The 26,176-nt window shown below is 40.9% G+C and carries 20 protein-coding genes and 3 pseudogenes; 6 read left to right on the top strand and 17 right to left on the bottom strand.

Features of this window, described 5'->3' with window-relative positions; all coding sequences use genetic code 11:
* Window positions 1-180: 180 nt before the first annotated feature.
* The 6 genes and pseudogenes from QFZ73_RS04530 to QFZ73_RS04555 all read right to left on the bottom strand — a co-directional run bounded on the left by QFZ73_RS04530 (window position 181) and on the right by QFZ73_RS04555 (window position 7,113).
* Window positions 181-594, bottom strand: a complete 414-nt coding sequence (locus QFZ73_RS04530) for a MerR family transcriptional regulator (protein ID WP_307263478.1) — start codon at window positions 592-594, stop codon at window positions 181-183.
* Window positions 595-678: 84 nt separating this feature from the next.
* Complete coding sequence (locus QFZ73_RS04535) at window positions 679-2,319, bottom strand: SulP family inorganic anion transporter (RefSeq protein WP_307272581.1); 1,641 nt, start codon at window positions 2,317-2,319, stop codon at window positions 679-681.
* A 534-nt stretch (window positions 2,320-2,853) separates the two neighbouring features.
* Window positions 2,854-4,263 (bottom strand): glycoside hydrolase family 1 protein, encoded by a 1,410-nt coding sequence (locus QFZ73_RS04540; RefSeq protein ID WP_307263481.1) that lies wholly within the window; start codon window positions 4,261-4,263, stop codon window positions 2,854-2,856.
* A 319-nt stretch (window positions 4,264-4,582) separates the two neighbouring features.
* Window positions 4,583-5,704, bottom strand: a pseudogene (locus QFZ73_RS04545) (NADH-dependent flavin oxidoreductase).
* A 21-nt stretch (window positions 5,705-5,725) separates the two neighbouring features.
* Window positions 5,726-6,034, bottom strand: coding sequence for an iron-sulfur cluster assembly accessory protein (locus QFZ73_RS04550; protein WP_137020368.1), 309 nt, complete (start codon window positions 6,032-6,034; stop codon window positions 5,726-5,728).
* 80 nt (window positions 6,035-6,114) lie between these two features.
* Complete coding sequence (locus QFZ73_RS04555) at window positions 6,115-7,113, bottom strand: Gfo/Idh/MocA family protein (protein WP_251431239.1); 999 nt, start codon at window positions 7,111-7,113, stop codon at window positions 6,115-6,117.
* A 206-nt stretch (window positions 7,114-7,319) separates the two neighbouring features.
* Between QFZ73_RS04555 and QFZ73_RS04560 the strand changes: the two genes are divergently transcribed.
* On the top strand, window positions 7,320-8,105 hold the full coding sequence (locus tag QFZ73_RS04560; RefSeq protein ID WP_251431242.1) for an SDR family oxidoreductase: 786 nt from the start codon (window positions 7,320-7,322) through the stop codon (window positions 8,103-8,105).
* A gap of 62 nt (window positions 8,106-8,167) precedes the next feature.
* On the opposite strand, the gene QFZ73_RS04565 is transcribed toward QFZ73_RS04560, so the two are convergent.
* Complete coding sequence (locus tag QFZ73_RS04565) at window positions 8,168-9,391, bottom strand: multidrug effflux MFS transporter (RefSeq protein WP_307272584.1); 1,224 nt, start codon at window positions 9,389-9,391, stop codon at window positions 8,168-8,170.
* A 559-nt stretch (window positions 9,392-9,950) separates the two neighbouring features.
* Here QFZ73_RS04565 and QFZ73_RS04570 point away from each other — a divergent pair.
* A pseudogene (locus tag QFZ73_RS04570) lies at window positions 9,951-11,308 on the top strand (IS1182 family transposase).
* Between the two features lie 129 nt (window positions 11,309-11,437).
* On the opposite strand, the gene QFZ73_RS04575 reads toward QFZ73_RS04570, so the two are convergent.
* Entirely contained in the window at window positions 11,438-12,415 is a 978-nt protein-coding gene (locus QFZ73_RS04575) for a 2-hydroxyacid dehydrogenase (protein ID WP_307263493.1), read from the bottom strand.
* A 329-nt stretch (window positions 12,416-12,744) separates the two neighbouring features.
* On the opposite strand from QFZ73_RS04575, the gene QFZ73_RS04580 reads away from it, so the two are divergent.
* On the top strand, window positions 12,745-13,710 hold the full coding sequence (locus QFZ73_RS04580; protein ID WP_307263496.1) for an MBL fold metallo-hydrolase: 966 nt from the start codon (window positions 12,745-12,747) through the stop codon (window positions 13,708-13,710).
* Between the two features lie 54 nt (window positions 13,711-13,764).
* Here the strand turns inward: QFZ73_RS04580 and QFZ73_RS04585 are convergent, their stop codons facing one another.
* Both QFZ73_RS04585 and QFZ73_RS04590 read right to left on the bottom strand, forming a co-directional pair.
* On the bottom strand, window positions 13,765-14,718 hold the full coding sequence (locus QFZ73_RS04585; protein WP_307263499.1) for a TRM11 family SAM-dependent methyltransferase: 954 nt from the start codon (window positions 14,716-14,718) through the stop codon (window positions 13,765-13,767).
* A gap of 163 nt (window positions 14,719-14,881) precedes the next feature.
* Window positions 14,882-15,973 carry a CotH kinase family protein gene (locus QFZ73_RS04590; RefSeq protein ID WP_307263502.1) on the bottom strand — a complete coding sequence of 364 codons (1,092 nt, stop codon included), beginning with the start codon at window positions 15,971-15,973 and terminating at the stop codon, window positions 14,882-14,884.
* Between the two features lie 154 nt (window positions 15,974-16,127).
* Between QFZ73_RS04590 and QFZ73_RS28865 the strand changes: the two are divergent.
* Together QFZ73_RS28865 and QFZ73_RS04595 are read left to right on the top strand one after the other, a co-directional pair.
* Window positions 16,128-16,181, top strand: a pseudogene (locus QFZ73_RS28865) (hypothetical protein); the annotation flags it as partial.
* 22 nt (window positions 16,182-16,203) lie between these two features.
* The gene (locus QFZ73_RS04595; RefSeq protein ID WP_307263505.1) at window positions 16,204-16,587 is read left to right on the top strand and encodes a hypothetical protein; all 384 of its coding nucleotides are present in this window, start codon (window positions 16,204-16,206) and stop codon (window positions 16,585-16,587) included.
* Between the two features lie 260 nt (window positions 16,588-16,847).
* On the opposite strand, the gene QFZ73_RS04600 is transcribed toward QFZ73_RS04595, so the two are convergent.
* The 3 genes from QFZ73_RS04600 to QFZ73_RS04610 are packed head-to-tail and all read right to left on the bottom strand — an operon-like array spanning window position 16,848 to window position 19,590.
* Window positions 16,848-17,159, bottom strand: a complete 312-nt coding sequence (locus QFZ73_RS04600; protein WP_048682993.1) for a DUF3870 domain-containing protein — start codon at window positions 17,157-17,159, stop codon at window positions 16,848-16,850.
* A 23-nt stretch (window positions 17,160-17,182) separates the two neighbouring features.
* Window positions 17,183-18,388, bottom strand: a complete 1,206-nt coding sequence (locus tag QFZ73_RS04605) for an acyl-CoA dehydrogenase family protein (protein ID WP_192208176.1) — start codon at window positions 18,386-18,388, stop codon at window positions 17,183-17,185.
* Between the two features lie 14 nt (window positions 18,389-18,402).
* Window positions 18,403-19,590 (bottom strand): CaiB/BaiF CoA transferase family protein, encoded by a 1,188-nt coding sequence (locus QFZ73_RS04610; protein ID WP_307263509.1) that lies wholly within the window; start codon window positions 19,588-19,590, stop codon window positions 18,403-18,405.
* A 450-nt stretch (window positions 19,591-20,040) separates the two neighbouring features.
* Here QFZ73_RS04610 and QFZ73_RS04615 point away from each other — a divergent pair, with 450 nt between their 5' ends.
* Complete coding sequence (locus QFZ73_RS04615; protein ID WP_307263514.1) at window positions 20,041-20,979, top strand: DHH family phosphoesterase; 939 nt, start codon at window positions 20,041-20,043, stop codon at window positions 20,977-20,979.
* Window positions 20,980-21,201: 222 nt separating this feature from the next.
* On the opposite strand, the gene QFZ73_RS04620 is transcribed toward QFZ73_RS04615, so the two are convergent.
* From QFZ73_RS04620 to QFZ73_RS04635, 4 genes are all read right to left on the bottom strand, one after another.
* Window positions 21,202-22,218, bottom strand: coding sequence for an aliphatic sulfonate ABC transporter substrate-binding protein (locus tag QFZ73_RS04620; protein ID WP_307263517.1), 1,017 nt, complete (start codon window positions 22,216-22,218; stop codon window positions 21,202-21,204).
* 35 nt (window positions 22,219-22,253) lie between these two features.
* Entirely contained in the window at window positions 22,254-23,012 is a 759-nt protein-coding gene (locus QFZ73_RS04625) for an ABC transporter permease (RefSeq protein WP_063232113.1), read from the bottom strand.
* Window positions 22,945-23,787 carry an ABC transporter ATP-binding protein gene (locus tag QFZ73_RS04630; RefSeq protein WP_063232114.1) on the bottom strand — a complete coding sequence of 281 codons (843 nt, stop codon included), beginning with the start codon at window positions 23,785-23,787 and terminating at the stop codon, window positions 22,945-22,947. The genes QFZ73_RS04625 and QFZ73_RS04630 overlap by 68 nt, the downstream gene beginning before the upstream one ends.
* 272 nt (window positions 23,788-24,059) lie before the next feature.
* On the bottom strand, window positions 24,060-26,162 hold the full coding sequence (locus QFZ73_RS04635; protein WP_307263522.1) for a YhgE/Pip domain-containing protein: 2,103 nt from the start codon (window positions 26,160-26,162) through the stop codon (window positions 24,060-24,062).
* Window positions 26,163-26,176: the final 14 nt, after the last annotated feature.

Below are 26,176 nucleotides of genomic sequence, written 5' to 3' on the forward strand. Positions count from 1 at the left end.
TTCACCTTTATCGAAAAAAGATCTATAGAGTCAGTTCATCCAAAATAAAGTACCGCTATCGAAAATAAGCTCAGGTTATCCTCATGAGTTTGAATTGTTATTTTAAATAATGGTTTTCAAATGACCAGTTCAACAAAAAAAGACCCGATCAGGTCTCTTTTGTTGAACTCGGCAAAAAGCTTAGGTGAGCATGGCAATGATGCTCAATAAAGAGCTGCCCCGAACGGAAAGCTGTTGTGCAGCATATGTTAATTGCTGTTCATTGAGCTGTTCCAGTAAAGGCTTTAATTCAAGCAATTCATTCTCCAGTCCTTTAAGGTCTGTAGATATCTTGTCCACCATCAAGAGCACTTGCTCAGAATCAACAGTGGTTTCAGAGAAGACTTGTAACCGTTCCTTGATTTCAGTCAGCGGCATATTCTGTTCTTTATACCGATTAATCATTTGAAGACGATTTAAAGCATCTTCTGTGTAATATCGATATCTTGACCCAGTTTTTTCATAGCTCAGCATTCCTAATTGTGTGTAATAGTCAATGGTTCTTTTCGAAACATTCGCAAGTTCAGCAAGCTGGCCAATCCGATATATATTCACCCAGATAGTCACCTTCTTTTAAAATCTACTGTTAACGATACTATAACATAACTATCCTATAAGGTGACCTCGAGGATGAATCTACTAGACTACTTTATCCGAATTGCCCTTCAACTGCTTCTTGGCAAAATACAGGGCATCTTCCTTTGATTTAAAAAAGTGCTGTTTTTCTATCTTATGATACAAACCAGTGCTGAGTAACAATTCCTTTGGTTGCTGCTGGATTCCGGAAATGATTAATTTCCCCTTATAGTTTCCGATGCGATTAACAATCGCCAATAGTGCGGCCTCTGCTGAAGTGTCCATATATGTTACCCGGCGCATGCTTAATACCAACACTTTCGTCTTATTATCCAAGTTTGCCAATATCGATGACTCCAGGACGTCTATCGAACCAAAGAAGAGGGGACCTTCCAAGTTATACACATTGATCTTTGAATCCGAATTATCAATTGGAACAATCTCAGTAATCTCATGACTTCTTTCCCTAACCTTTAACGTGTGGCTCATTTTTGCAATGAAGGTGATGAATGCAATCAATAAGCCGATTCCCACTCCCATGATTAAATCAGTGAAGACAGTGACGAGGAAGGTGACTAGCAAAACCGCAGAATCCGCCGTCTTCGTTTTCAATACATGAGCGAATTCCTTTCTTTCACTCATATTCCAGGCAACAAACATCAATATGGGGGCCATGCTAGCCAAAGGTATATGCTCTGCATATGGAGAAAGTACTAGCAAAACCAGTAAAACGACAATTCCGTGAATGACTCCGGACATCGGGGAGACTGCCTCGCTTTTTATATTGGTAGCTGTCCTGGCAATAGCACCTGTTGCAGGTATACCGCCGAAAAATGGGGTCGCGATGTTCGCGATTCCCTGCCCAACCAATTCCTTATTACTATCATGCTTGGTTCCCCCCATGTTATCGGCCACGGTAGCGGATAACAATGACTCGACACCGCCTAACAAGGCAATTGTAAAAGCAACGGGAAGAAGTGTGATAACGACTTCCACTGAAAGCTCCGGCACAAGGAATTCCGGAAAACCCTTCGGAATCGCTCCATACGTGGAACCAATCGTAGCCACCTTATCGGGAAATAAAAAGTAAGCTGCCATTGTTGATATTAGCAGGCCCAGAAGCGGTCCTGGAACTCGTGGCAGAAGTCTAGGTGCCAGCAGTATGACGACAAAACATATAATCGCAACAATCACACTATATATATTGATCGTGTCTGCTTTAATCACCAGTTCCTTCATGTTATCCATGAACGCTTCATGTTTTTCCACTTTCATACCAAAGAAGTTGGCAATTTGCCCTGAAAAGATTATTATCGCAATTCCTGTTGTAAATCCGATGATGACTGGACGGGGAATGAACTTCATCAAATTACCTAACTTAAGAAGACCCATCAAGACTAACATCATGCCTGCTAAAAACCCCGCAATAAGCAGACTTTCATACCCATATTGCATAACGATTCCAAATAATAAAGGAACAAACGCTCCGGTCGGTCCTCCAATTTGATACTTGGAGCCACCTAAAATCGATATGAGGATTCCAGCGATGATGGTCGTATATAATCCGTAAATCGGTTCGACGCCCGAAGCAATTGCAAATGCCAACCCTAAAGGAATCGCTACAATACCTACAACCAATCCTGCCGTTACGTCTTTTTGAAAACCCTTCATGTTATATCCTTGAAATCTAGAATCTTTTATCATTTTTTTCAAACTCACATCCTTAGTCGTTTTTTAAATTGGGATCTACCATCATCAGGAAAAATGACATTCTTTCATTTTAGAGGGAGTTGCTTGATCGAAATTAATCTAACTATTGTTGAGGATATTTTTCCAACGGGACAAACCTTACGGGGGACCTTTCAAAACTAAGAAATAATCGTCATATGCAATCTCCTTATGTTAAGTTATTTGACATGGTCTCGACCACGCTTCAACATTATACAGTAAAACGTAAAACTGTACATTGTTAGTAACGTTAACATTTGTTTACAACTTTTTGAATCTTTTTACATTTACATTACAATCCGGGACCATACTTCCAGTCTAGTTAAATTGAAGTCGGAGTTTCAGACTACGAATCAGGAGGTTTGAACTTTGGACTAATTCCCCATTCCGGAAACCTTGATTAATGACCAATAAAAAAAGCATGTTTTGAGAAAGATTGCTCAAAACATGCTCTGACAAAAACTCAAGGCTCTATATACACAAAACCACTTGATTAAAATTTCTTTCAGTTTACAGCTCTTCTCCTCTCGTCTCGATAGTATGCTTATACCAATGAAACGAGAGCTTCTTTTTTCGGTTTAACTGATCATGATGATCCACGTAAATAAATCCGTATTGCTTTTTATACCCGTTTAACCAACTTAATAGATCAATGACAGACCATGCGTAATACCCTTTTAAATGGATGCCTTCTTTTATTGCACGCTTAATCACTTTTAAGTGTTCCTCAATATATTTAATACGGGGAACATCCACTATTTCACCATCGATAATCGGATCCTCATCACCAAGTCCGTTTTCTGTAACATACATTTTAATATCACCATAACGTTCTTTTAACATATGCAGCCCATCTAAAAACCCTTGAGGTGAGATTTCCCAGCCCCATTTTGTATATGTTTTATCTTCCATTTTTACGGTCCGATAAAAGCCATCAAAAGACGGGTTTCCTGGAGCTAGAGTAGATGTTTCTCTTGAATGCTCCATGTTTGAAACGGCTTCCCAATTTTTTCCCACGCGAATGGGCTGGTAATAATTGAGTCCAATAAAATCATTTTTCTCCGCATTTCTTTTTAGCGTATCCAGTTCTTCTTCGGTCCAACTTGGTGTCCAGCCTCTCTCCATTAATTGCTCAACCACGTAAGATGGATATTCACCTTTTAAAATTGGGTCATAATACCAAAAAGTTTCATATTCATTGGCATGCCGAGCAGCTAATACATTCTCATGTTTGTCATCTATACTGTAAGCTGGCAGGAAAACATGGGTAATTCCAATTTCTCCGTAATGATTCAGTGCCTTGTATACCTCTATCGCTTTTGCATGTGCATAAAAAACATAATGTGTCGCTTGAAAGTATTTATTTTCATCGTTTTGGATTCCAGGGGGGTGCGCTCCTTTTAAATAGCCCAAACCGCAAAACATAACCGTTTCATTAAACGTGATCCAATGTTTGATGCGGTCTCCGAATGCGCGAAAACAAATTTCGGCATACTTGACGAATGCTTCAGCTGTTCGCTTATTCGTCCATCCCCCATCCTGTTCAAGCGTCAAAGGCAAATCCCAATGATACAGCGTAACAAATGGAACAATCCCATATTTTAAGCATTCATTAATAACATTATTATAAAATTCCAAGCCTTTTTCATTTACTTCCCCGTCACCTGTTGGCAAAATACGTGCCCATGAAATCGAAAACCGGTATGATTCAAGTCCCATCTCTGCCATTAATTTAATATCTTCTTTGTAACGATGATAATGGTCTATCGCTATATCCCCGTTTGTACCTTCATATGTTTTCCCTGGAATCTTTGAAAAGACATCCCAATTCGTTATACCTTTTCCATCTTCATCCCATGCTCCTTCTATTTGAAAAGAAGCAGAAGCAGCTCCGAATAAAAAATCGTGTGGAAACTTCATTATAACCCTCCCCTTTCATACCCGCTTATTAAATTGATAATAATATATTTTATTCATTGGTACAAATATTTTTGATTATATTACTTAAGTTCATATTTTACTATTTTTAAAACATAAGCATTAAAGATAGTATTTACTATCATGGAATGATTAAATCCAGAATCAATACTATACTAAAATAAAAGACGTTAATTCTGCTGAATCAATCTCTCTTTTTAGCAAAAGAAGAATAACTTACATTTCGTATAGTTTCATATGAACACATACAAAACCCGTCCACCTTTGGAGGACGGGTTACACATATTCAAGATGTTGCTAATCACTCCACAACCGGGAGCCAACCTTTTATCTGAATCAACTTTTCCCAAAGCGGATCTGGAATGACCAATTCATCCTGATCTTTTTTTGAGAGGGTAGTCCGTATTTCCGCTTCTTTTCCAGACCTGATTTTTTCAATCCAATGCGGTTCCATAAGAAGTTCACGGCCAAGGGCGATAAAAGGGACACCCGTTTCCATAGCTTCTGCAACTTCATCGGGTGTATGCAGTGATCCTACCCCGACTACCGGGATACGATTACCTACTTTATCGTAAATTTTAACGATGCGCGACTTTGTCCTATCACTCTCACGGAATGAGCCATTCTAGAAGTGACCTACCGATATATGTAGATAATCCAGATTTTGATTCGCTAATCTATCAACGAATTGGATCGTATCATCTAAAGTGATTCCAGGATTGCTGCCTTCTTCAGGAGAAAGGCGGTAGCCGATGATAAACGGCTTTTTCGCATGCTCAGCAACCGTTTTCTCGACTTCATTCACAATGGTAAGCGGGAAAATCAATCGTTTTCCCAGTGTTCCACCCCAGTTATCCGTACGGCGGTTCGAGTGTGGCGAGAAGAATTGTTGAAGCAAGTAAGTATTGGCACCATGGATTTCCACACCATCGAATCCTGCTTCGACGGCCCTTCTTGTTGCTTCGCCAAATGCCTTAATAACGTCTTGTATTTCATTTTCACTCATTTCCCGCGGTACAGGTGCTTCCTTGCTGGACGCAATGGCACTTGCAGATACAGGTTGGTCATCAGGCAATAATTCCGGCGGACTTTGCCGGCCTCCATGATATATTTGCAGAATCGCTTTTGACCCGTTGGACTGAATCGTTTCAGCTAGTTTTCTCAAGGATGGGATATAGAAATCGTCATCTGCACTAAGTTGGCCTGGGAATCCCTTGCCTCCAGCAAATACATAGGCACATGCCGTGACCACCGCACCTACACCAGCCGAGCGTTCAGCGTAATAGGCCAGTTCATCATCGGTTACAACGCCTTGATCATTCGAAGAATAAGTGGTCATAGGAGCCATCATGATACGATTTTTCACTTCTACCCCTGATGGAAATATATATGGTTGAAAGATCTTTTCGTATTTTTGATTCATGCCAATCCTCCCCCTCTACTCTTAGTGGTGATGATGTCCGTGCGGTTCTTTAGAAGGGTTCGTGATTTCAAAGCCTTCTTCAGGTACATAAAAATATTTAATCCAAACACCATCCAGAAATTCTTCACGTGAATCAAGCAAAATATCGATATCTTTATCTGTTTTGACGATTTCATCATGCTCTGCCGGTGTATCTAGTTTCATGTCATAATGGGCATGATCGCCATGCATATGGGTGATATATACACGAATCATTTTCCCTTCGGCTTCTTCAGTGCTCAGCATTTTTTGTAAGACCTTTGCTGCATTACGATTTATTTTGCAATTCATGTCCATTCCCCCAACAATAAAATTATCCCTGTACTGAATTCTACCCAATTAAGGGGTATCAGTAACACCATTTTCACCCTTCATGATTGGCCATGACCTCGGTCTGAAGGAAAGATGATGCCGATTTGCTTTCTTGCCTCATCCATGATTTCCATAGTCAACAGTGAATTCGAATATGAATTTATATCGGATTCCATTTTCCCCTGCTGTATCAATTCAACAAATTCTTTCGCTTCATAATACATGGTAGGCATATCCTGATTAACTGAAATATTTTCAGTGGTTCCATCCCGATACTGAATATCCACCGCTTGCGGTCCTGAAATTTTCTGAATGATGATGCTTCCAAGTTCACCTTGAATTTCCGATGGCAAATTGGATTCAGTAATCTTGGAAAACATGACGACTGCCTCCATTTCAGCATAGGAAAGCAGAATCGTACCCTGCCCATCAACTCCTGATTCAAGCATCGTTCCTGATGCCTGCACCTTATTTGGTTTACCGAACAGAACCACAAGTGGATAGAGGACGTAAATACCTAGATCCATTAAAGAGCCACTGGAGAATTCAGGATTGAATGCATTCAGCACAGTGCCTTGTTTATACGAATCATATCGTGATGAATATTGACAAAAGCTTCCTGAGAAACGTCGTATCTTCCCGATCTTATCCAGATTCCCCTTTATACTTTCGAAATTCGGCATGATGGTCGATTTCATCGCTTCCATCAATAGCACATCATTTTGTTTTGCTGCCTCAATCATTTCCATTACTTCTGCCGCATTTGAGGCCATTGGTTTTTCACATAATACATGTTTTTTATTTTGTAAAAACAACACGGCTTGCCTGCAATGATGAGAGTTAGGGCTTGCTATATACACAGCGTCGATTTCATCACTGGCGGCCATAGCTTCTATATTCGTAAAAGTCGTATGTACTTCGTATTTATTGGCAAATTCTTTTGCTTTCTCTTCTGTACGTGAATACACAGCGGTTAATGATAAATCCTCTACATGCTTTGCAGCCTCCAAAAATCGTTCCGTGATCCAATTTGTACCTATTACTCCTAGTCTTATCAACATCCTATCCCCTTTCAAGCGAACTTAATTATGTCCCAATATACAGCCATTTCACTGAAAAACAAAGTATAATGAACACTCGCAACTGTTTAAATTGGATTTTTTAGGCAATCTTCGTATATAATTTTTTTATATTACCACTGCCATGATGTTTCTACATACTCCCTAAATGGGAAAAGAAAACTTAAAAGGAGCGTGTGAAGTTTATGACGGAATTAATGAAAAACAAAGTTGCCATCATTACCGGTGGAGGATCGGGAATTGGCAGGGGCGCGGCACTGAAATTAGCTGAAAACGGCGCGAACATCATCTTTTTTGACCGAACAGTCGAAAATGCCGAAAAAGTGAAGGAAGAAGTTGAAAACATTGGTCGAGAGGCTTTAATCATTAAAACGGATGTTTCCAAGGCTGAACAAGTTGAACATGCCTACAAGTTGGCCTATGAACATTTTGGGAAATTTGATTTTGTATTTGCAAACGCAGGCATCAACGGAGTGATTGCCCCTATAGAAGATATAAAACCAGAAGATTGGGATCAGACACATACCATCAACCTCAAAGGCACCTTTCTCACCATCAAATACGCCATTCCCTACATGAAGGAAACGGGTGGCAGCATCGTAATCAACAGCTCCATCAATGGAAATCGATATTTCAAGAATTTTGGTTTTTCCGCTTATAGTTCATCCAAAGCTGGTCAAGTCGCTTTCGGGAAAATGGCTGCACTCGAATTGGCAAGATATAAAATAAGGGTAAATACCATTTGTCCAGGCTCCATCGATACGAACATTCACGATAACACATTCCCGGAAGATGAAAACTTAAAAAAAATCAGGATACCTATTGAATATCCGCAAGGCTCCCAGCCCCTCGCGAAGAAAGCTGGGACTACCGAACAAGCTGGTGATCTCGTATTGTTTCTAGCATCAGACATGTCTTCCCATGTTACGGGCACGGAAGTTTATATTGATGGGGCAGAATCACTATTATGATTCATACTTACCCCCTAAAAGGAAAAAGCTGAAATCCACATCAGGATTTCAGCTTTTCTTTATTAAGCAACTCGCCTTAACCCACGACGGGCAAGGAGTAAATAAGCGAACATGGCGATGACATGACAACTTACCATCACAATTCCCATCGGCAAGGGTGACTTACCAGAACCTAAACCCACCAAGGGAGCCATTAGTGATCCCAATATGAAGGGAAGCAGGCCAATTAAAGCCGAAGCACTGCCTGCTGTTTTTTTCTGATTTTGCATCGCTAAAGCAAAACTCGTTGTACCGACAATACCGACGCTGGAGACAGAGAGGAATAAAGCGACCAAGATTCCTGCCAACCCAATATCGAGAAGGACTGAGGCAAGAAGTAATATTCCCCCAAACAAAGCTAGAATTAATCCCATTTGAAGCAGTTTTTCTTCTTTAACTTTCCCTGCCAGCTTCCCGGCAACTTGTGAAGCGATGATGATCCCAATTCCGTTTATTGCAAAAATCAGGCTGAAGGTCTGTGGGGAAACCCCGTAAATGTTCTGGAGAACAAAAGGCGATCCGGAAATATAAGCGAACATGGCGGCACTTATGAATCCTTGTGAAAAAGCATAGCCCATAAATACACGATCCCTCAATAAGTTCCCAAATGTCCTGATAGTATCATTTACCCCACCTGCACTTCTGAGATTAGACGTTAAAGTTTCCTTTATCCCAAAAAATGCAGACGCAACCATAATGATACTTAATAATGAAATGACAATGAAGACTCCCCGCCAAGACGTGAACTGCAAAAGTTGACCGCCAAAAACCGGAGCCAATATCGGTGCCGCCCCATTCACCAGCATTAACATGGAGAAGAACTTGGTCAAATCCGATCCTGAAAAAAGGTCACGAACTATGGCCCTTGAAATGACAATGCCTCCCGCTCCCGCAATACCTTGGATAAAACGTAATAATAAAAGCAAATCAATGGTTGGAGCAAAAGCGCATAACAAAGATGAAATGCAATAAATGGATAAAGATATGATTAACGGTGTCCGCCTTCCTTTTGCATCACTTAGCGGCCCTAAATAAATTTGGCCTAAAGCCAATCCTAACAAGCAGGCAGTCAAGCTCAGCTGCGCTAAAGACGTACTGCTTTTCAGATCCTCCGCCAGTATAGGGAGACCCGGTAAATACATATCAAGTGACAGTGGTCCAATAGCTGCAAAAGATCCCAGCATAAGGGCCATCAACAGCCTTTGGGATTTAGTCATTTCTTTGCCTGATGGTATCGTTTCCTTCATTTCAATCATTATTACCCCTATCCCTTTCAACTAATTGTTTTTCCTGAATAAAACTCGACTTTCTTTATTTTACAAAAGATCCGAACAATTTACGATAAGTATGCTTCCCTTGAATTGGATTCTTCCCTCCAGCACTCATTAAGTAATGTTTCAAACCTCGGAAATCTTCTAAAAAGGGAAAATCTTAAATCAGGAAATATATTTGAGGATACTGCGAACCAAAGGGAAAAACTATTAAAGTTCCAATCAATTCCCCATAAAAAATGACCCCATTTCGGGGTCATTTCAGACTGTAGACAAACTCGATGAAAATCGAGTTTGTCTATTTTTATGGCTTGTACAATTTGGACGTTGATTTCCACTCCAGGCACTCGCTTTCCGCGGGCGGTCGGGAAGCCTCCTCGGCTTTCGCCTGCGGGGTCTCCCCTAGACGCGCTTTTCCCGCAGGAGTCTCGTACCTTCCGTTCCAATCAACTTTGTCTTACCTTTTAGATAGAACACTTTTGCCTGGAGTCATTTTTGTTTTAAAATAGAAGTATTAAAACTTGAGGTGATGAGGATGCTTTCTAAACATGATTCTATTCAGCGAGATCAACTTGAAATGATTACTTTAGATAACTGGTGCCACCGAACCATTTGGTTCGTAAAATGGAGGCTGCCATTGACTTCACTTTCATTTATGACTTGGTGAAAGATATGTATTCAGAGGTAGGACGCCCAAGTATTGATCCAGTTATTTTAGTTAAACTGACTTTCATTCAATATACCTTCGGTATTCGTTCCATGCGTAAAACGATTGAAGAAGTTGAAACCAATATGGCTTACCGTTGGTTCTTAGGCTATGGTTTCCATGATAAAGTACCTCATTTCTCTACGTTCGGGAAAAATTATGAGCGACGCTTTAAAGATACAGACCTGTTTGAACAGATTTTCTATCGCATTTTAATGACAGCTGCTAATAAAAAGTTAATAAGTGCTGAACACGTTTTCGTGGATTCCACACATGTGAAAGCCAGTGCGAATAAACGGAAATTTGAAAAGAAAATCGTTCGTAAAGAAACACGAGCGTATCAAGGACGTCTTCAAGAAGAAATCAATCAAGATCGTGAAAACCATGGAAAAAAGCCTTTTCCACCAGATAAATTTGATAAAGAAGAGACCAAAGAGATTAAAGAAAGTACAACGGATTCTGAGAGTGGCTACTATGTGAAAGATGAACGAACAAAACAGTTTGCCTATTCATTCCACGCGGCCGCAGACCGCAACGGTTTTGTATTGGGAACGATTGTAACACCTGGAAATACACATGACAGTCAGATCTTAGAGCCACTAGTTGAACAAGTGATTGAGAAAGTTGGAAAACCGGAAGCCGTTGCCGCAGATGCAGCTTATAAAACACCAGCGATTACAAGCTACCTATTTAACAAAGAAATCATACCGGCTTTACCTTATACACGTCCTCGCACCAAAGAAGGATTTTTCCGCAAACAGGACTATGTATACGATGAACATTTTGATTGTTACCTTTGCCCTTCGGGCGAAACTTTAAAGTACTCAACAACAAATAAAGAGGGCTATCGCGAGTACAAATCGCCAAAACAAATTTGTACAACATGCTCATTTTTATCTCGGTGTACAGAAAGCAAAGACTGTCAAAAAGTGGTGACACGGCATATCTGGCAAACACATGTGGAAGAAGCAGATCATCTGCGTCATCATCAAGATGTAAAACCTATATATGCAAAACGTAAAGAAACGATTGAGCGTGTATTCGCAGATGCAAAAGAAAAGCATGGTATGCGTTGGACTACTTTAAGGGGACTTAAAAAATTGTCGATGCAGGCGATGCTTACTTTCGCTGCCATTAATTTAAAGAAGATGGCCAATTGGACATGGCGAGGTCCAAAAATGGCCTAACATAGTGGGCTCGTAGAGCCCCAATCTCTTAACTTCAGGCGAAAATTCAAAGGGAATTTCAAAAGGGGTTCAGAATTTTTTAATTCTGAACCCCTTTTGTCTACAAACTGAAATGACCCCATTTCGGGGTCATTTTGATTTATTCAACAATACTAAATTACGCGGAGTATCACCAGATAATCCATCCATCAAGTTTTGTGCCGCAAGAGCTGCCATCTTCAATCTTGTGGCAATGCTGGCACTCCCGATATGCGGCAGTGTAACGACATTGGGCAATTTTAGCAGCGGGTGATCCACAGGGACGGGCTCTTCTTCGAATACATCCAATCCAGCCGCCCAAATCTCTCGGTTTTCCAGCGCCTGGTACAACGCCTTTTCATCGATAATCCCGCCTCTTGCGGTATTTATGAGCACAGCCGTCCCTTTCATTAATTCCAGTTGCTCCTTGCCAATCATATAAGCGGTTTCCGGTGTGAGCGGCAGCATGACACAAACGAAATCCGAGATTTGGAGCAATTTTTCAAGAGGCTGATATTCGATTCCCAATTCTTTTTCCTGTTCATATTTACGGCTTCGATTAAAATAAACTAAGTTCATATCAAATCCCTTAGCTCTTTTTGCAAGGGCTTCCCCAATCCTGCCTAATCCGATGATACCCAGCGTTGCACCGTGTACATCTTGTCCGGTCAGCTGCATCGGCGACCATGTTTCCCACCTTCCACTCCTTAAATAATCTTCTGCCTCCATCATCCTTCTTGCCGTTGCAAGCAGTAAGCCGAAGGTTAAATCAGCTGTCGTTTCCGTTAAAACCCCCGGTGTGTTCGTTACCATGATGCCCCGTTTTGCTGCACTTCGAACATCAATATTATTATGGCCCACTGCCATATTCGCGATGATTTTCAGATTAGGAGCCTGTTCAATCAGTGACCCATCGATTTGTTCCGTCAATAAGCAAAGCAGCCCCTCGACTTGTTTCATTTCTTCTTCAAGGACTTCTCTAGGGACCGGTATATCCTCTTGATCCCACATCCTGACTTCATATTTCCGGCTAAGACCTTCGATGATTTGTTCTGGCAATTTCCTTGTAATATAAATTTTTGGCTTCAAACAATAACCTCCTATACCGTTTCGTTCCCTGGAACGCATTCTTGCACAATTCGTGGCCTTCATATTTCATTACACAATAATTAAATTATAAGAATATTGGCTAAATTAATGGCTTGTTCATTTAATTTTAAAATAAACTAGATACATAGACCATCCATTTCCAATCAATCTTACTATTAAATTTCTCGATTGACTGGAAGCTTCCGCTTGACAGTTTCAGTTCATTCAACTAATCATAGAATAATAACCCTTTAAATCTATTCGGTCATTAGTAATATCGCAATTTTCCAGATGAAGTTTATCTCGATTTAGGAGGATATGGGACGTTCATGAAAACGAATACAACATTTAAAATTTATCCAATTATAGCTCCAAGCGCTTTATCTTTAAAAAGTATAAACTTTTATTTAGTTAAACAGGATGAATCTTTAACATTAGTCGATGCAGGCATGAATGATGACGTCTGCTGGAATGCACTGCAGCAAACATTAAAGGAAAATGGATTTACGGTTGGAGATATAACGGAAATTTTGTTAACCCATCACCATGGAGACCATGTTGGTTTGGTCAACCGGATTACCAAACTCCATCCGATTCCCGTTTATGCCCATTCTAAATCCATTCCCCGTTTAAAAAGGGACCCTGACTTCTTAAGTATGAGAATTGAATTTTATAAGCAGGTTTACCTTGAGATGGGCTGTGGTGAACTTGGAGATAAACAAGTGGCTTACCTATTCAACGCGGTCGATAATAATAAAGATCAAAAATTGAATGGTGACATCATCGCAATCACGGAAAAACAATGGCTGAATTTTGAAGTGATCGAATTTCCCGGGCACGCACCCGATCAAATTGCTTTCCTTGACCAAGAAGGGAAACGGCTTCTTGCCGGTGATTTATTGATTGAACATATATCAAGCAATGCCTTGATCGAACCTGATGAAAACGGTAATAGGATGCTGACTCTTGTAGATCATATCGATTCCTTAAAACGATGTTTAGCATTACAGGTGAACCTCCTCTTTCCTGGTCATGGTAACATCATTGAACAACCTGGTCATCTGATTGAAAAAAGACTCAAAAGCATAGAGAGAAAATCTCAAAAAATCCTGGCCTTGATACAATCTGGAATTTCTACAGGCAATGAACTGGCAAAGGAATTTTACAAACAAAAGTATATAGCAGAATTCCCGCTCGTCATGTCAGAAATCATCGGCCATTTGGATTATTTAGAATATCAGGGGAAGGTCACGAAACAACTCGTTGAAAATGCAGTTCATTATCAAGCTAAATGAAATCAAAAAGGGCTGAAATCATTAAAGATTTCAGCCTTTCCTTGCTGACGAAACTCACACACACACTACAACTTCTCTGGAAAAAATGCCTTTCCTGGCCACACAGCGATCAGCAATTTCAAATCCTGCTTCTTCAATCATATGATCCATCGTGTCGATCGTTACGACGACGACCTTGTCAGCAAAGCCCCTGGCATGTTTAAGGATCGATAGCTGATCTTCCGGCGTCGCATGTGTATATAAATTGTAAGGCATATCGATAATCGCTACATCATATTTACAGGTGACCTCCGAAATCGGACCTGTAGTTACATCACCTTCGAGTCCGAAATAGGCAATGTTCTCCCTGGAACCGTCGGTAACAAGCGGGTTGATATCCCGGCCGACAATATTGATCCCCATCGACAGGGCTTCTACCAATACCGTCCCAATTCCGCAGCATGGATCAATTGCCTTCACTCCATCCGGATGCGGAACGGCTATGTTGGCAATGGCCCTCGCCACTCTTGTGCTAAGCGCTGTTGAATATTCACGGGGCTTCTTCATATGTTTTAACCAAACCGCTTCAGGTTTGACATACTTCCCAAAATACCAACGTCCGCCAAGGGTCACGATTCCAAAGACCTGATCAGGATTACGTACATCGGCATTCCCCTGAATGTGCCAGCCAATCTCCCGTTCAATTTCACGCTGTCCATCATAATCTATTTTTGCGTCTTTATTCAGATCGTTAATTTTCACGAATAATACTTTGAACGTCGAATCAGGCAAATGAATGCCCTTCACTTGCTCAACGATTTCGGATATGCTTTCCCCTTCAAACATGACGTCGACCCGCCCTTTTATAAAAGGGCTCCTGCTCGGTTCAATTGCTATATCACTTTTCAAAATATTCCCTGAAGTCTCAAAGCCAAAGAACGAGCGCATCTCCATTTTAGATAATGAGCGTTCGTCAGGGCTGCATGTAAACGTATATATATATGCCGGTATGCGGCTATGATTAGTCAATCCATTCCCATCCTTCATTACTTTAGATTATATCTTTCTATCAAACATAGCTGTAATAGTATAGAAAAGCAAATGGAATCGCATGAAAAAAGCAGGAATGCTTTTCTTTCAACACTCATGCTGTTAAATTTTTCATTGTTCCATTACTATAGGAAAGGAATTATTAATCCAATTTATGCAGCCGGCTATTTATATACTTTGCACGGGCCTCAATGAATTTCAGGATGAATTCGGGCTCATTATCAAATTTTACAATATCCCCCTTGATATATGGATCTTTTGAAACATAAGGTCTTATTTGATCATGCATTTCCTGAATGATAGGTTTCATATAGCCCACGTTAAAACGATTGTTCAAAATCTCCTTAAGAAGTTCTTGGTATCGTACACGAAATCCCCTTACATCAAGGATTCTAGCAGTCAATGTATTGAATCCCTCGATTCCCACATAATCCTCCTCCATCACTTTCCCGTTAACATCCCTGCCCCATGTCGCATCATAATCCCATGGAATCATTTCAAAGAGTCCAGTATCTCCATTTCGATACAAGGCATAGTTATGAACGAACCCATCATAGTTTTGCGTAAATATGACACCGGCCAGCCAGCGCAGGTACTTTTCCACATCGACATATTTTACGATTTCCTTTTCAAAGTCCACTCTTGAAATTGTATTGATTTGGAGGATCAACTCTTGTAAATATAAATCATCCTTTGCTGTCCCGCATTTTTTCTGATAGCCCATCTCCAATGATTTTTTGATTCCTTTATCCAAATCGCTCATCAATGAGAAATTGGCATCACCATCCACTGCATAGAAAATGGCACCCTTGGGCAGCCCCCTAGTCTTCAAATAATATTCATCCACCGATTCCAATTCCAGGTATAGCCCTTCATCCTTCCCGTTCAGATTCAGGAAAACGAACCGGGAATTCGGTGATAAGGTGCCTATATCCGCAAAAAAGTCTAAAGATAATTTATTTCTTAGTAAAGATTTATCTTTAAATTCGGCATTTAAATGAACTTCCTTGGCATTCTTAAAAGTATTAGGTTTATAAAAGACTACATTATAGGATTTTTTGCGAAAACCGCGGATATGTGAGCCACGGTAAACAATATCAATATCAAGTTTTTTTTTGTTGATCGTTAACTTTGCAGGTAAAGGATCATTGCACCATATATCTCTGCGAAGTTCCATTAAATTAACTGGTGGAATAAAAAGCTGGTACACGGGCAGCCTCTTGTCAGCATTCATATAACCTAACCCTTCCCTTTCACTTTCCTATTAAATTATGGAAAAAAAGCGAAGGGTGTCACCAAAAACAAATTTTCAATAAAAATGTGCTATTATCTCTGGCATATTACGTACAAGCGCATAGTTTAACGTATAGAAAGGGGGATATATAAATATGTCTGACATCAATCGAAATATACAAAATGCGGTGGATAGAGCCAATTCCTTCGGGTTAAGCGATTTCATGTATAATGACCCATGTTCAAAAAGCCGTTCTTCACGTAAAAACAACAATAACAGGCGAACTTCCCGCAGAAGCACTAAACGTTGCACGAGCAGGAATCGGTCCACTTCCGGCACGCAAAGGCGCTCCTGCTGGAAACGGAGATCTACATGCAACACACAAAGGAACACTAGCAGGAGGAGGTCCACTTGCAGCACGCAAAGGCGTACTAGCAGGAGGAGGTCCACTTGCAGCACACAAAGACGCACCAGCAGAAACCGGTGTTCCATATGCAGCAGACAAAGGCGCTCCAACAGAAACCGTTGTTCCTCCAACCACTGCAGTTGGCTTTGCTGCAATAACTTTCGCAATAAACGGAAATGGTGCTTCTAGTTTCATGGTTCCGTTTTAATGTACAACTAATATTTTTTTACTGGATCTTAAGCTTTACTTTAAAGTCCAATTTCTATAAAAAAACACAAACTCGTCGTAAAGGGGCGAGTTTTGTGTTTTTAAAATTATCACGATCGTTATATCCATTCAAATGTCCCGTTCCTTAAACAATAAAAAACACTGCCATTTATAATGACAGTGGACTTATTTGCCATGTACCTGAACCTATAATAAAGGATCCTACCCTTTTTACATACGGTAGGATCCTTCCAGTTTCGCTTATTTAACGGAGACCAATTCGAACTGTGCATACACATCCTTCAGCCCTGCTTGAATGGCTTGACCAGCCTTCCCACGATAATGCATTTGTACACGATCAATCAATTCTTCGATACCATCTTTCAGGCAATAACCGCGCAGCAGTTGACGAATGAATTCCCTGCCATGTTCTGTAGCAAGTGTACAGGAAGCCTCGACTATTACACCATATTTAAAGTCAAGCTCTACCGTGATCGTGATGGAATCATATATATTTCTCGCTGCCATCCCTTGTGGAAGTTTTGCATGCCCTGCAATAAAGTATGTGTTCATCATCTGATCTCCTCTATCTATAGTTAATGGACGGAAACTTGCTCGAAGGGCCATGCAGGCAATTGCTTACGAAGCTCTTTATCTTGTCTGTAGCCAAGTGCGTATTCGCCCTGCATTACAGTATGAATCTCACGGGTTCCTTCGTAAATGACCGGGGCTTTTGAATTCCGGAGAAAACGTTCCACTGGATATTCATCCGAGTAGCCGTAGGCACCATGAATTTGAACAGCATCATTGGCCGCTTCGTTAGCAGCATTACATGATATCCACTTGGCAAGTGATGTTTCCTTCGTATTCCTTTTTCCTTGATTTTTTAAGGTACCCGCTTTAAAGACCAGCAATCTGGAAATCTCTAAATTTGCGGTCATCTTGGCAATCATCTGTTGAACGAGCTGATGCCTGCCAATCTCTTTTCCGAAAGTACTTCGTTCATGGCAATATTTCAAGCTTGCTTCCAGGCTTGCTTCTATTAACCCTACAGCACCTGCAGCCACTGTAAACCGGCCGCTGTCCAATGCCGACATGGAAATTTTAAAGCCCTCACCTTCTTCACCAAGCCTATTCTCGACCGGAACTTTTACATCCGTTAAAAAGATTTCGCCTGTATTCCCGGCACGAATTCCTAATTTCCCTTTAATGGCTTTCGACTCCACTCCCTCGAAAGTCCGTTCCACAATAAAAGCAGTGATTCCCCTTGAACCGGCATCATGATCCGTCTTGGCGAAAATGAGGAAATGATCTGCATAATCACAGAGCGAAATCCATGTTTTTGACCCGTTCAAGATATAATGGTCCCCAACACGTTTTGCCGTTGATTTCATTGCGGCAACATCAGACCCTGCATTCGGTTCAGTCAGCCCAAAAGCGCCAATCTTGATCCCTTTTGCCTGCGGTACTAAATATTTCTGTTTTTGTTCTTCCGTCCCCCATTGCAGCAGGGTCATGCTATTCAACCCTGTATGTACAGAAACTGCAGTTCGGTAAGCCGTATCGCCTCGCTCCAGCTCTTCACAAACGATGGCAAGGGTATTATAATCCATTCCGACTCCACCATACTCTTCGGGTATACAAACGCCCATCAACTGCAATTCCGCTAACCTTTTTAAAATATGCGGCTGGAATTGACCTTTCCTATCCCACTCTTGAATGTATGGGATAATTTCCTTATCCACAAATTTCCTTACCACTTTCTTCACACTTTGCTGCTCTTCTGTTAATTCGAAATTCATCATTAAAATTCCTCCTAAATAATTTTATTTTCCTTGAATTTGCTTATTTGGTCTGGACTATATCCAATTTCAGCCAAAATGGAACCGGTATGCTCACCATACAGTGGCGGATGCTTTCTTATCGTAACCGGCGTTTTTGAAAGGTTCAGTGGCGATCCCGTCACTCTAAGATCTTCGATTGTGGGATGTTCCATGTTCACCAACATGCCTCTTGCGATGATTTGCGGGTCCTCGAACATCTCTGCGATATCATTAATCGGACCATTGGGTATCCCTGCATCATCAAACAGCCTTTTCCATTCTTTCTTTGTCTTTCCGCACAACGAATCCTCTATTATCGGTATTAATCCTTCCTTGTTTTGCAAACGTTTTTCATTATGCTTAAACTGTTCCTGCTCGGCTAAATCAGGTCTGCCTATAACGGCTGAAAATCTCCTGAACTGATCATCATTTCCTACAGCCACAACAAGCTCCCCATCACTTGTCCGGAACGTTTGATATGGAACGATATTGGGATGTTGGTTTCCCATCCGTTCAGGGGTCAGGCCACTGAATAAATAGTTGCTGGCGACATTCACCAATGAAGAAACCTGGCAATCCATTAACGAAATATCAATTTCCTGTCCTTCCCCCGCTTTATCCCTATGATGCAAAGCGGATAAAATGCCAATGCATGTATACAAGCCAGTCAATATGTCAGCTATGGCCACCCCGACTTTCACGGGGCTTCCATCTTTTTCTCCTGTTATGCTCATCAACCCACTCATCGCTTGAATGATATAATCATAACCAGGCAAATCTTTATAAGGTCCGGTTAAACCAAATCCCGTAATCGAGGCCATGATCAGTTTTGGGTTGCATTCCTTTAAATTTTCATAACCTAACCCCATTTTTTCCAATGTACCCGTCTTGAAATTTTGAATCACTATATCCCCTGAAGACACCAACTTCCGGAAGATCTCTTTCCCTTGTTCCGACTTTAAATTCAAGGTCATGCTTTGCTTATTTCGATTGGCACATAAATAGTAAGCGCTTTCTCCTTGGGCGAATGGCGGACCCCATCCTCTCGTTTCATCCCCTGATTCATGATGCTCGATTTTAATTACTTCCGCACCCAAATCACCGAGGATCATTGAACAAAACGGACCCGCCAAAACACGGGATACATCGATAATCCTGACTCCATCCAAAGCTCCATTCATATCATCACCCCTTTCATACTTTCGGGATACACAAAAAAGAGCCAGTAAAATCAACAATGTCATACATTGATGTTTCACTGACCCTTATCCACGAACTGCCTTCCTGCAAAGGAAGATCAAGTGAAACAAGTCAATTTTTTATGGATTCCAGTTTTATGGCAAGCCGGCCATGCAGCAAGGTAACTTGCTGTCATCGGTTTGGTAAATTAAGTATAGTCCCTTTTTTTGAATTTTGCAATAATTTTGTTCAGGTGTTATCATTACATCCACTAAAATACTCTTTAGCATACTTCCCGTATAAAAAATACACCCCTCAATCCAGAGTAATCGGAAATTGCCTTTATTCGTGAGGCATGTGATGATTGAATATGCATAATTGTCAATATATGAATTTTTCATACTATCAATTATCGCTCGACAGACAAGGAGAGATTAAAAGGAGATGGCGATATGGACAATAAAAAAGCGGAAATAATCGAAGCGATTAAGAAATACCACACAATCATCATTCATCGCCATGTTAATCCGGACCCGGATGCATTGGGATCACAAATCGGTTTAAAGAAGCTATTGAAGCATTCCTATCCTTCTAAAGAAGTCTATGCGGTAGGCGAAGAAGTGGATAAGCTTTTATTCATTGGTGATATGGATGTCATTTCCGATAACAAATACAATGGTGCCTTAGTGATTGTTTGTGATACTGCCAACATTTCACGGATCAGTGATTCCCGATATGATCACGGGGACATGCTGATCAAAATTGACCACCACCCCGATTATGAGCAATTTGGTGATCTTTCTTGGGTAGCCCCCTCTTATAGCTCTGCAAGTGAAATGCTTGTTGATTTATTCTTGGAATTTCCAGAAGGCTTTATCATGAATAAAGAAGCGGCTAAATCCTTTTATGCAGGAATACTTAGTGATACAGGCAATTTCATGAATGGGAATACCACTCCCAGGACATTAAAAATGGTTTCGCACTTAAAAACTTATAATATTCAGCCAGAAAGAATCCACAACAGCCTTAATGTAAAGGCGAAAAACGCTTCCCGACTTCAAAAAGACATTCTCATGAGCTTCAAGGTAACCGATAAAGGGGTGGCTTACTTCATTATTACGGAGGATCTGTTAAATATGTATGGCGTGGATCGACTCGAAGCTTCGAATTTAGTTAATACGCTATCAAGTGTCAGGGGCAATAAAATCTGGGCTTTCTTCATCGAATATCCTTCTGAAATCCGTGTCAGGATACGTTCACGGAATATTCCCATCGCTTCAGTCGCACGTCAATTCAACGGAGGAGGACATTCACTGGCCTCAGGCGCCACCATCCATTCCTGGGAAGAGGTTGATCATGTTATCCAAGCACTGGATCAAGTCTGTCCATAACAGGATGTGCATGATTTCTTTATCATGACAGCAATCATTACCCTGCAGAGGTTATATGTATGATTATATTCCCAGGTCCAATACAACGAAATAATCGACCTTTACTGGATTAATTCGATCTTTTCCGGAATTATTCCGGCCTTTACTAGATTAATTCAGCGTTTAACGGATTACAAAAAAAGCGCCAAAGCCAGGATGGCTGTGGCGCTTGCTTATTTCAATTTATTTGGACACTCCTTCAAGGATTGATAAATCGATCATGCCTTTTATATCACTGTTAGGGATATAACCAGCTTCTTTGCTTATGTCGGCCATTTCCTGAATGACTTGCTCATTAACTTCAGTTGTCACTTCAAGACGGGAAAATGCTGAAGCCACTTCTTCTTTACTTAATTCTTTACCAGTCAGTTCCTTTAGATGCTTAATAACCAGTTCTTGGCTTTCTTCAGGGTTGTCCTGAATAAATTTCACCGCTTTTTCATGCGCTTTCAAATAGGAAGCAGCGAGCCCCTTTTTATCCAAGAACTTCTGGCTTGCAGCCACTACCGTGTTAGGTGAATCTTTTCCCCATGCAAATTGATCCCAGTCAAGCACTAACTTTCCTTTTGCCTGGTTTTCCAATACATAACCCCATGGTTCCTGGGTAGCTGCTGCATCGACGGATTTTTGGACAAAAAGGGCGGTTGTGTCAGCAGGTGCTGCCGCATAAAGCTCAACTGTCCCCCCATTTGTAGTCGGTTTTAAGTCAACATCTTGAAGGGCCTTCCTTAGCATGACATCCTGTGTGCTCCCAATAACGGGAATCGCTACCTTTTTACCGTCCAAATCTTTTAAATCCGTAACCTTGCTGCCCTCGCTAGCCACTAGTACGGCTCCTCCATTAACAGCCCCGGAGATCAGGTGGTATTCAGGGTTTTTCACGTAAAAGTTTAGCAATGGACCAGGTCCGACCGTCCCGACATCAATGGCGTTTGTGGCCATTGCTTCCATGAATAATCCGCCATTGGCCACTGTTTTGGTTTCAATCTTAACATCTTTGCCGAACTCTTCTTCGAAAAAGCCTTTTTCAAGTGCAATGATCGTTGCACTGTGAGTTAAGTTAGGAAAATATCCGATTTTCACGGATTTTTTCCCCGAACCTTCTCCTTCTTCATCATTACTGCTGGTTTGAGTGCATCCGCTTACTATTCCAATTAACAATACAGACAGAATAAGGGCAAAAAATGATTTTTTTAGCATATTTTTCTCTCCTTTTGAACTAGTATTTTATTAAACTACCGTTGATTCACTCCCCATTTCAATTGAACATTTCGTTCAAGGCGGGAGAAGACGACATTATCCACGATTGTTCCGATGATTGCGATTATGATCATCACGGAGATGACCAAATCCATTTGTCCCAGTGATCTGCCCATTTCCAGCAATTGTCCTAGGCCGCCTCCCCCGCCAAGTAATTCACCGGCCATCAATGCGCGCCAGGAAAAGGCCCATGCAATTCGCAGACCTGATATTATTTGCGGGACGGATGCTGGTAAAATCACGGTGCGAAGAAAATGAAATCCTGTCGATCCATATGTTTTGGCAACCCGCTGATACAACTGGGGTACATTCCGGAATCCACTGGTTGCATTAACCGTCATCGTCCAAGTTGCGCCGATGGTGACGATAAAGAGAATCGAAAAATCATTCAATCCAAACCAAATGATCGCTAAAGGGAACCAGACGATACTCGGGATGGACTGTAATGCCGTCACGACGAATCCTAAAGTGTCTTCAACCAATTTAAAGCGCCAAATGAAATATCCTAATATTAGACCTACTATAATGGCAATCGTAAAGCCGATCAGGATACGGCCAAGGCTTTTTCCAATCGCTTCGGTTATTTGTCCGCTCATCAGTCCATTAAAAAGAGTTTCCAAAACCTGAGTCAGGCTTGGGAACATGAACTCCGGAAGACTGGAAAGTCTAGATGTGACTTCCCATATCCCCGCTATCATCGCGATGAATATGATTCGTCTTAAAGCTGTAATCATTCCCCATTTCCTCCTTCAGCACTTTTTCAATTTCCTCCTGTAAAATCGATAGAACCCTTTGTTCTGTATGCAAAGTTACACTATCCGGCATAACTCCATCTTTCATGGAAGGGACGGAAATCGTCTCTTTAATTTTCCCTGGACGGGTTGCAAAGACGATGATTTTTTCGGAAAGCTGAACAGCCTCACGAATATTATGGGTCACGAAAAAGATTGTCACTTTAGTTTTTCTCCAGATTTCGAGCAGCTCTTTATGCAAGACCATCCTCGTTTGCTCATCAAGTGCAGAGAATGGCTCATCCATCAACAGGATATCCGGCTCCATCACCAACGCCCTTGCGATGGCCACCCTCTGTTTCATGCCCCCTGAGAGTTGATGTGGATAGGAGTCAACATATCGGCTGAGGTGAACCATCTTTAAAATGTCCAATGCCTTGGCTTTAGCCTCTTCATTGGGAATTTTCTTTAACTTCAATCCGTATGTAACATTTTCAAGTACCGTCAACCATGGAAATAACCCCGCCTCTTGAAACACTACGACCCGTTCCGGACCTGGCTTCATCACTTTTTTCCCAGCTACACGTATTTCACCTACATCTGCCTTATCAAGGCCGGCAATTAGATAAAGAAGTGTGGATTTACCACATCCTGAAGGGCCGACGATCGAAACGAAGCTTCCTTTCTCGACCTCTATGTTTATCTTATCGAGCACCTTTATGCTTTCTTTCTTTTCATTCTTAAAACTTTTTTCAATGCCATCTATTGTTAAATACATAAAGTCACCCCACTTTTATATCGCATCGATTTACTAAACATTATTTCTTAATAATGATTAATCCAATGGTTTTTGTCAACTATAAAAATGCAAAAATTCTAATATATCGGTATCTTTCTATAACTGTCAATGCATTGATAAATATTCCAATTTTACATAAAGATACATATGAACAAATTCCATTCAACAAAAAAACCTGAGCCCATTCTAGGGTTCAGGCTAATTTTGATTATCTTTTTTAAATTTAGTTACCCAGGTTACCCGCACTCTCCTTAAAAAATCCTGCTTCCATACAATTTATCCTTCATCTTTTGTGTCCTTGCATGCAGAGGCTTTTTCAATATGATACCTAAGATTAGCGTGATTATTAAAAAGAGAATCAAGATAAAAATGTCCTTGCCAGCTACGCTCCAAGTTATTCCCCCAACGGATTCACGAAGTAAACCCACAGCATAGGTGAAAGGCAAGAAAGGGTTAATATGTTGAAAAAAGGGCGGTGTGACTTGAATGGGGAAGGTGCCGCCTGAACTTGATATTTGAAGGACCATCAAGACGACGCTTATCCCTTTTCCAACATTTCCAAGAACGGAAACGAAGGTGTAGACAATGAGTGTAAATACTGTACTTATCAGAACAGAAAACAGGATGTACTCAAATTTATCCGCTACATAAACACCGATAAGGATGATATTCCCAATGGAAACACTAAGAGCCTGCATTACCCCAATGATGAAAAATATAAGATACCGCCCGATATAAATTTGATACGGGCTGTAGACTTTTTGAGGAACTCCCACACTAAGCATGGAAATCAATATTGTACCGCCGACCCAAAGGGAAAGTGCCGTAAAGAAAGGTGACATGGCGGACCCATAGTTCGGAATCGGAAAAAGACTGTGTTTATTGAGCAGCACTGGTTCTGAAAAAAATTCACTTTCTTGTTCGATATCATTCCTTAGGAAATCGATCACTTCTTCCATATTATAAGCCTTATCGATTTCCCTCATTTTAGTAGCTAGAGCCTTTATTTTCGTTTCGATTTCCGGAAACTTATTCTGTAACTTATCAATATCCCCTGTACGTGTTTCCAATGTTCGATTGGTCTCATTCAAGAGTGTCCTCACCTCAGGAAGAACCTTGGTGCCCTCCTCCATCGTAAGCTGGACATTATTCAATATTGATTCCGTTTCATTCCAGATTTCATTGAATTTTGGCACTGTTTCCTTTGAATAGCTCTCCTGGAAGCTTGCCAAGACTAGATCATTATCCCCGCTAAGTTCGATAAGATTTCCGATGGCCCGGTTATTCAGCGCTTGAAGTTGGTTCGAAGTATTATCCCTTAGTTCATCAACTAGCTGTATTTCTGGGTAAAGCAAGTTTTTCTCATTAAATTGATTGACTCTCACCAATAAATTATACATACTGTCCAAAAGGGATAACTCTTTATTTATCCTCGTTACCCCTTGTTCAACTAGCTGATCCGACTCATTGCCAGGCGAATCCTGACCCGTTAACCGGTTCGCCAGCACTAGAACCGATTCATTATCGCTCCTGATGTTCGCAAGATCATTTTTCAAGAGGGGATTGATTCCTTCGAATGCCTGCCTTGTTGAATCTACATAACTAGAAACGTCCGATACCAGTTTATCCTTCTGCGACGTTATTCCTTCTATTGAATCCAGACCATCATTAACCCTCTTAATGATATCTTCAGCTTTTTTAACATGTGTTTGAACGGTTTTGATATTTTGTTCAAGCTCAGGCAGTTCACCCTCTAATAAATACACCATATTCTTCATTTTTTGAATCGTCGGCAACTCGTTTTGCAAGGTGATCCCCAGTTCATTAAAGATTGCAAGGATACTCCCACTGGCCGATTTGATAAAGGTTTTGCTCACATTATCTACTATGCTGTTGGCACCCGCTGCCGTAATTTTAGGAGCAATGGAATTGATTTTTTCATTAACATAGTAATCAATCTCCGCTTTCTTAGGGTCATCGGTCATGATTGTCGCAATATGTTCGGAAAAGTTCTCCGGAATGATGATGGAAGCATAATAATCTCCCTTTTCCACCTTTGCTATCGCCTCTTTTTCCGATGTGAATCTCCAGCCTAAATCCTTATTCCCCTTCACCCCCTCCATGACTTCCTTGCCTATGTTCACGGCTTCGCCATTTAACTCCGCACCTTTATCATTATTGGCAACACCGACAAGAATTCCTTCCGTATTTGCATACGGGTCCCAAGATGCGACAATATTAAACCACGCATAAATGGAAGGGATGAACATGAGAAAAACAACTACGATACAAACAAAGAAATTCTTATAAATGCTTTTTAAATCGTCAATGAAAATTTCCTGAATATTTCTCAAAACATACCCCCGCG

It is taken from the genome of Peribacillus sp. V2I11 (genome assembly GCF_030817135.1).
In the GTDB taxonomy this organism is placed as follows: domain Bacteria; phylum Bacillota; class Bacilli; order Bacillales; family DSM-1321; genus Peribacillus; species Peribacillus simplex.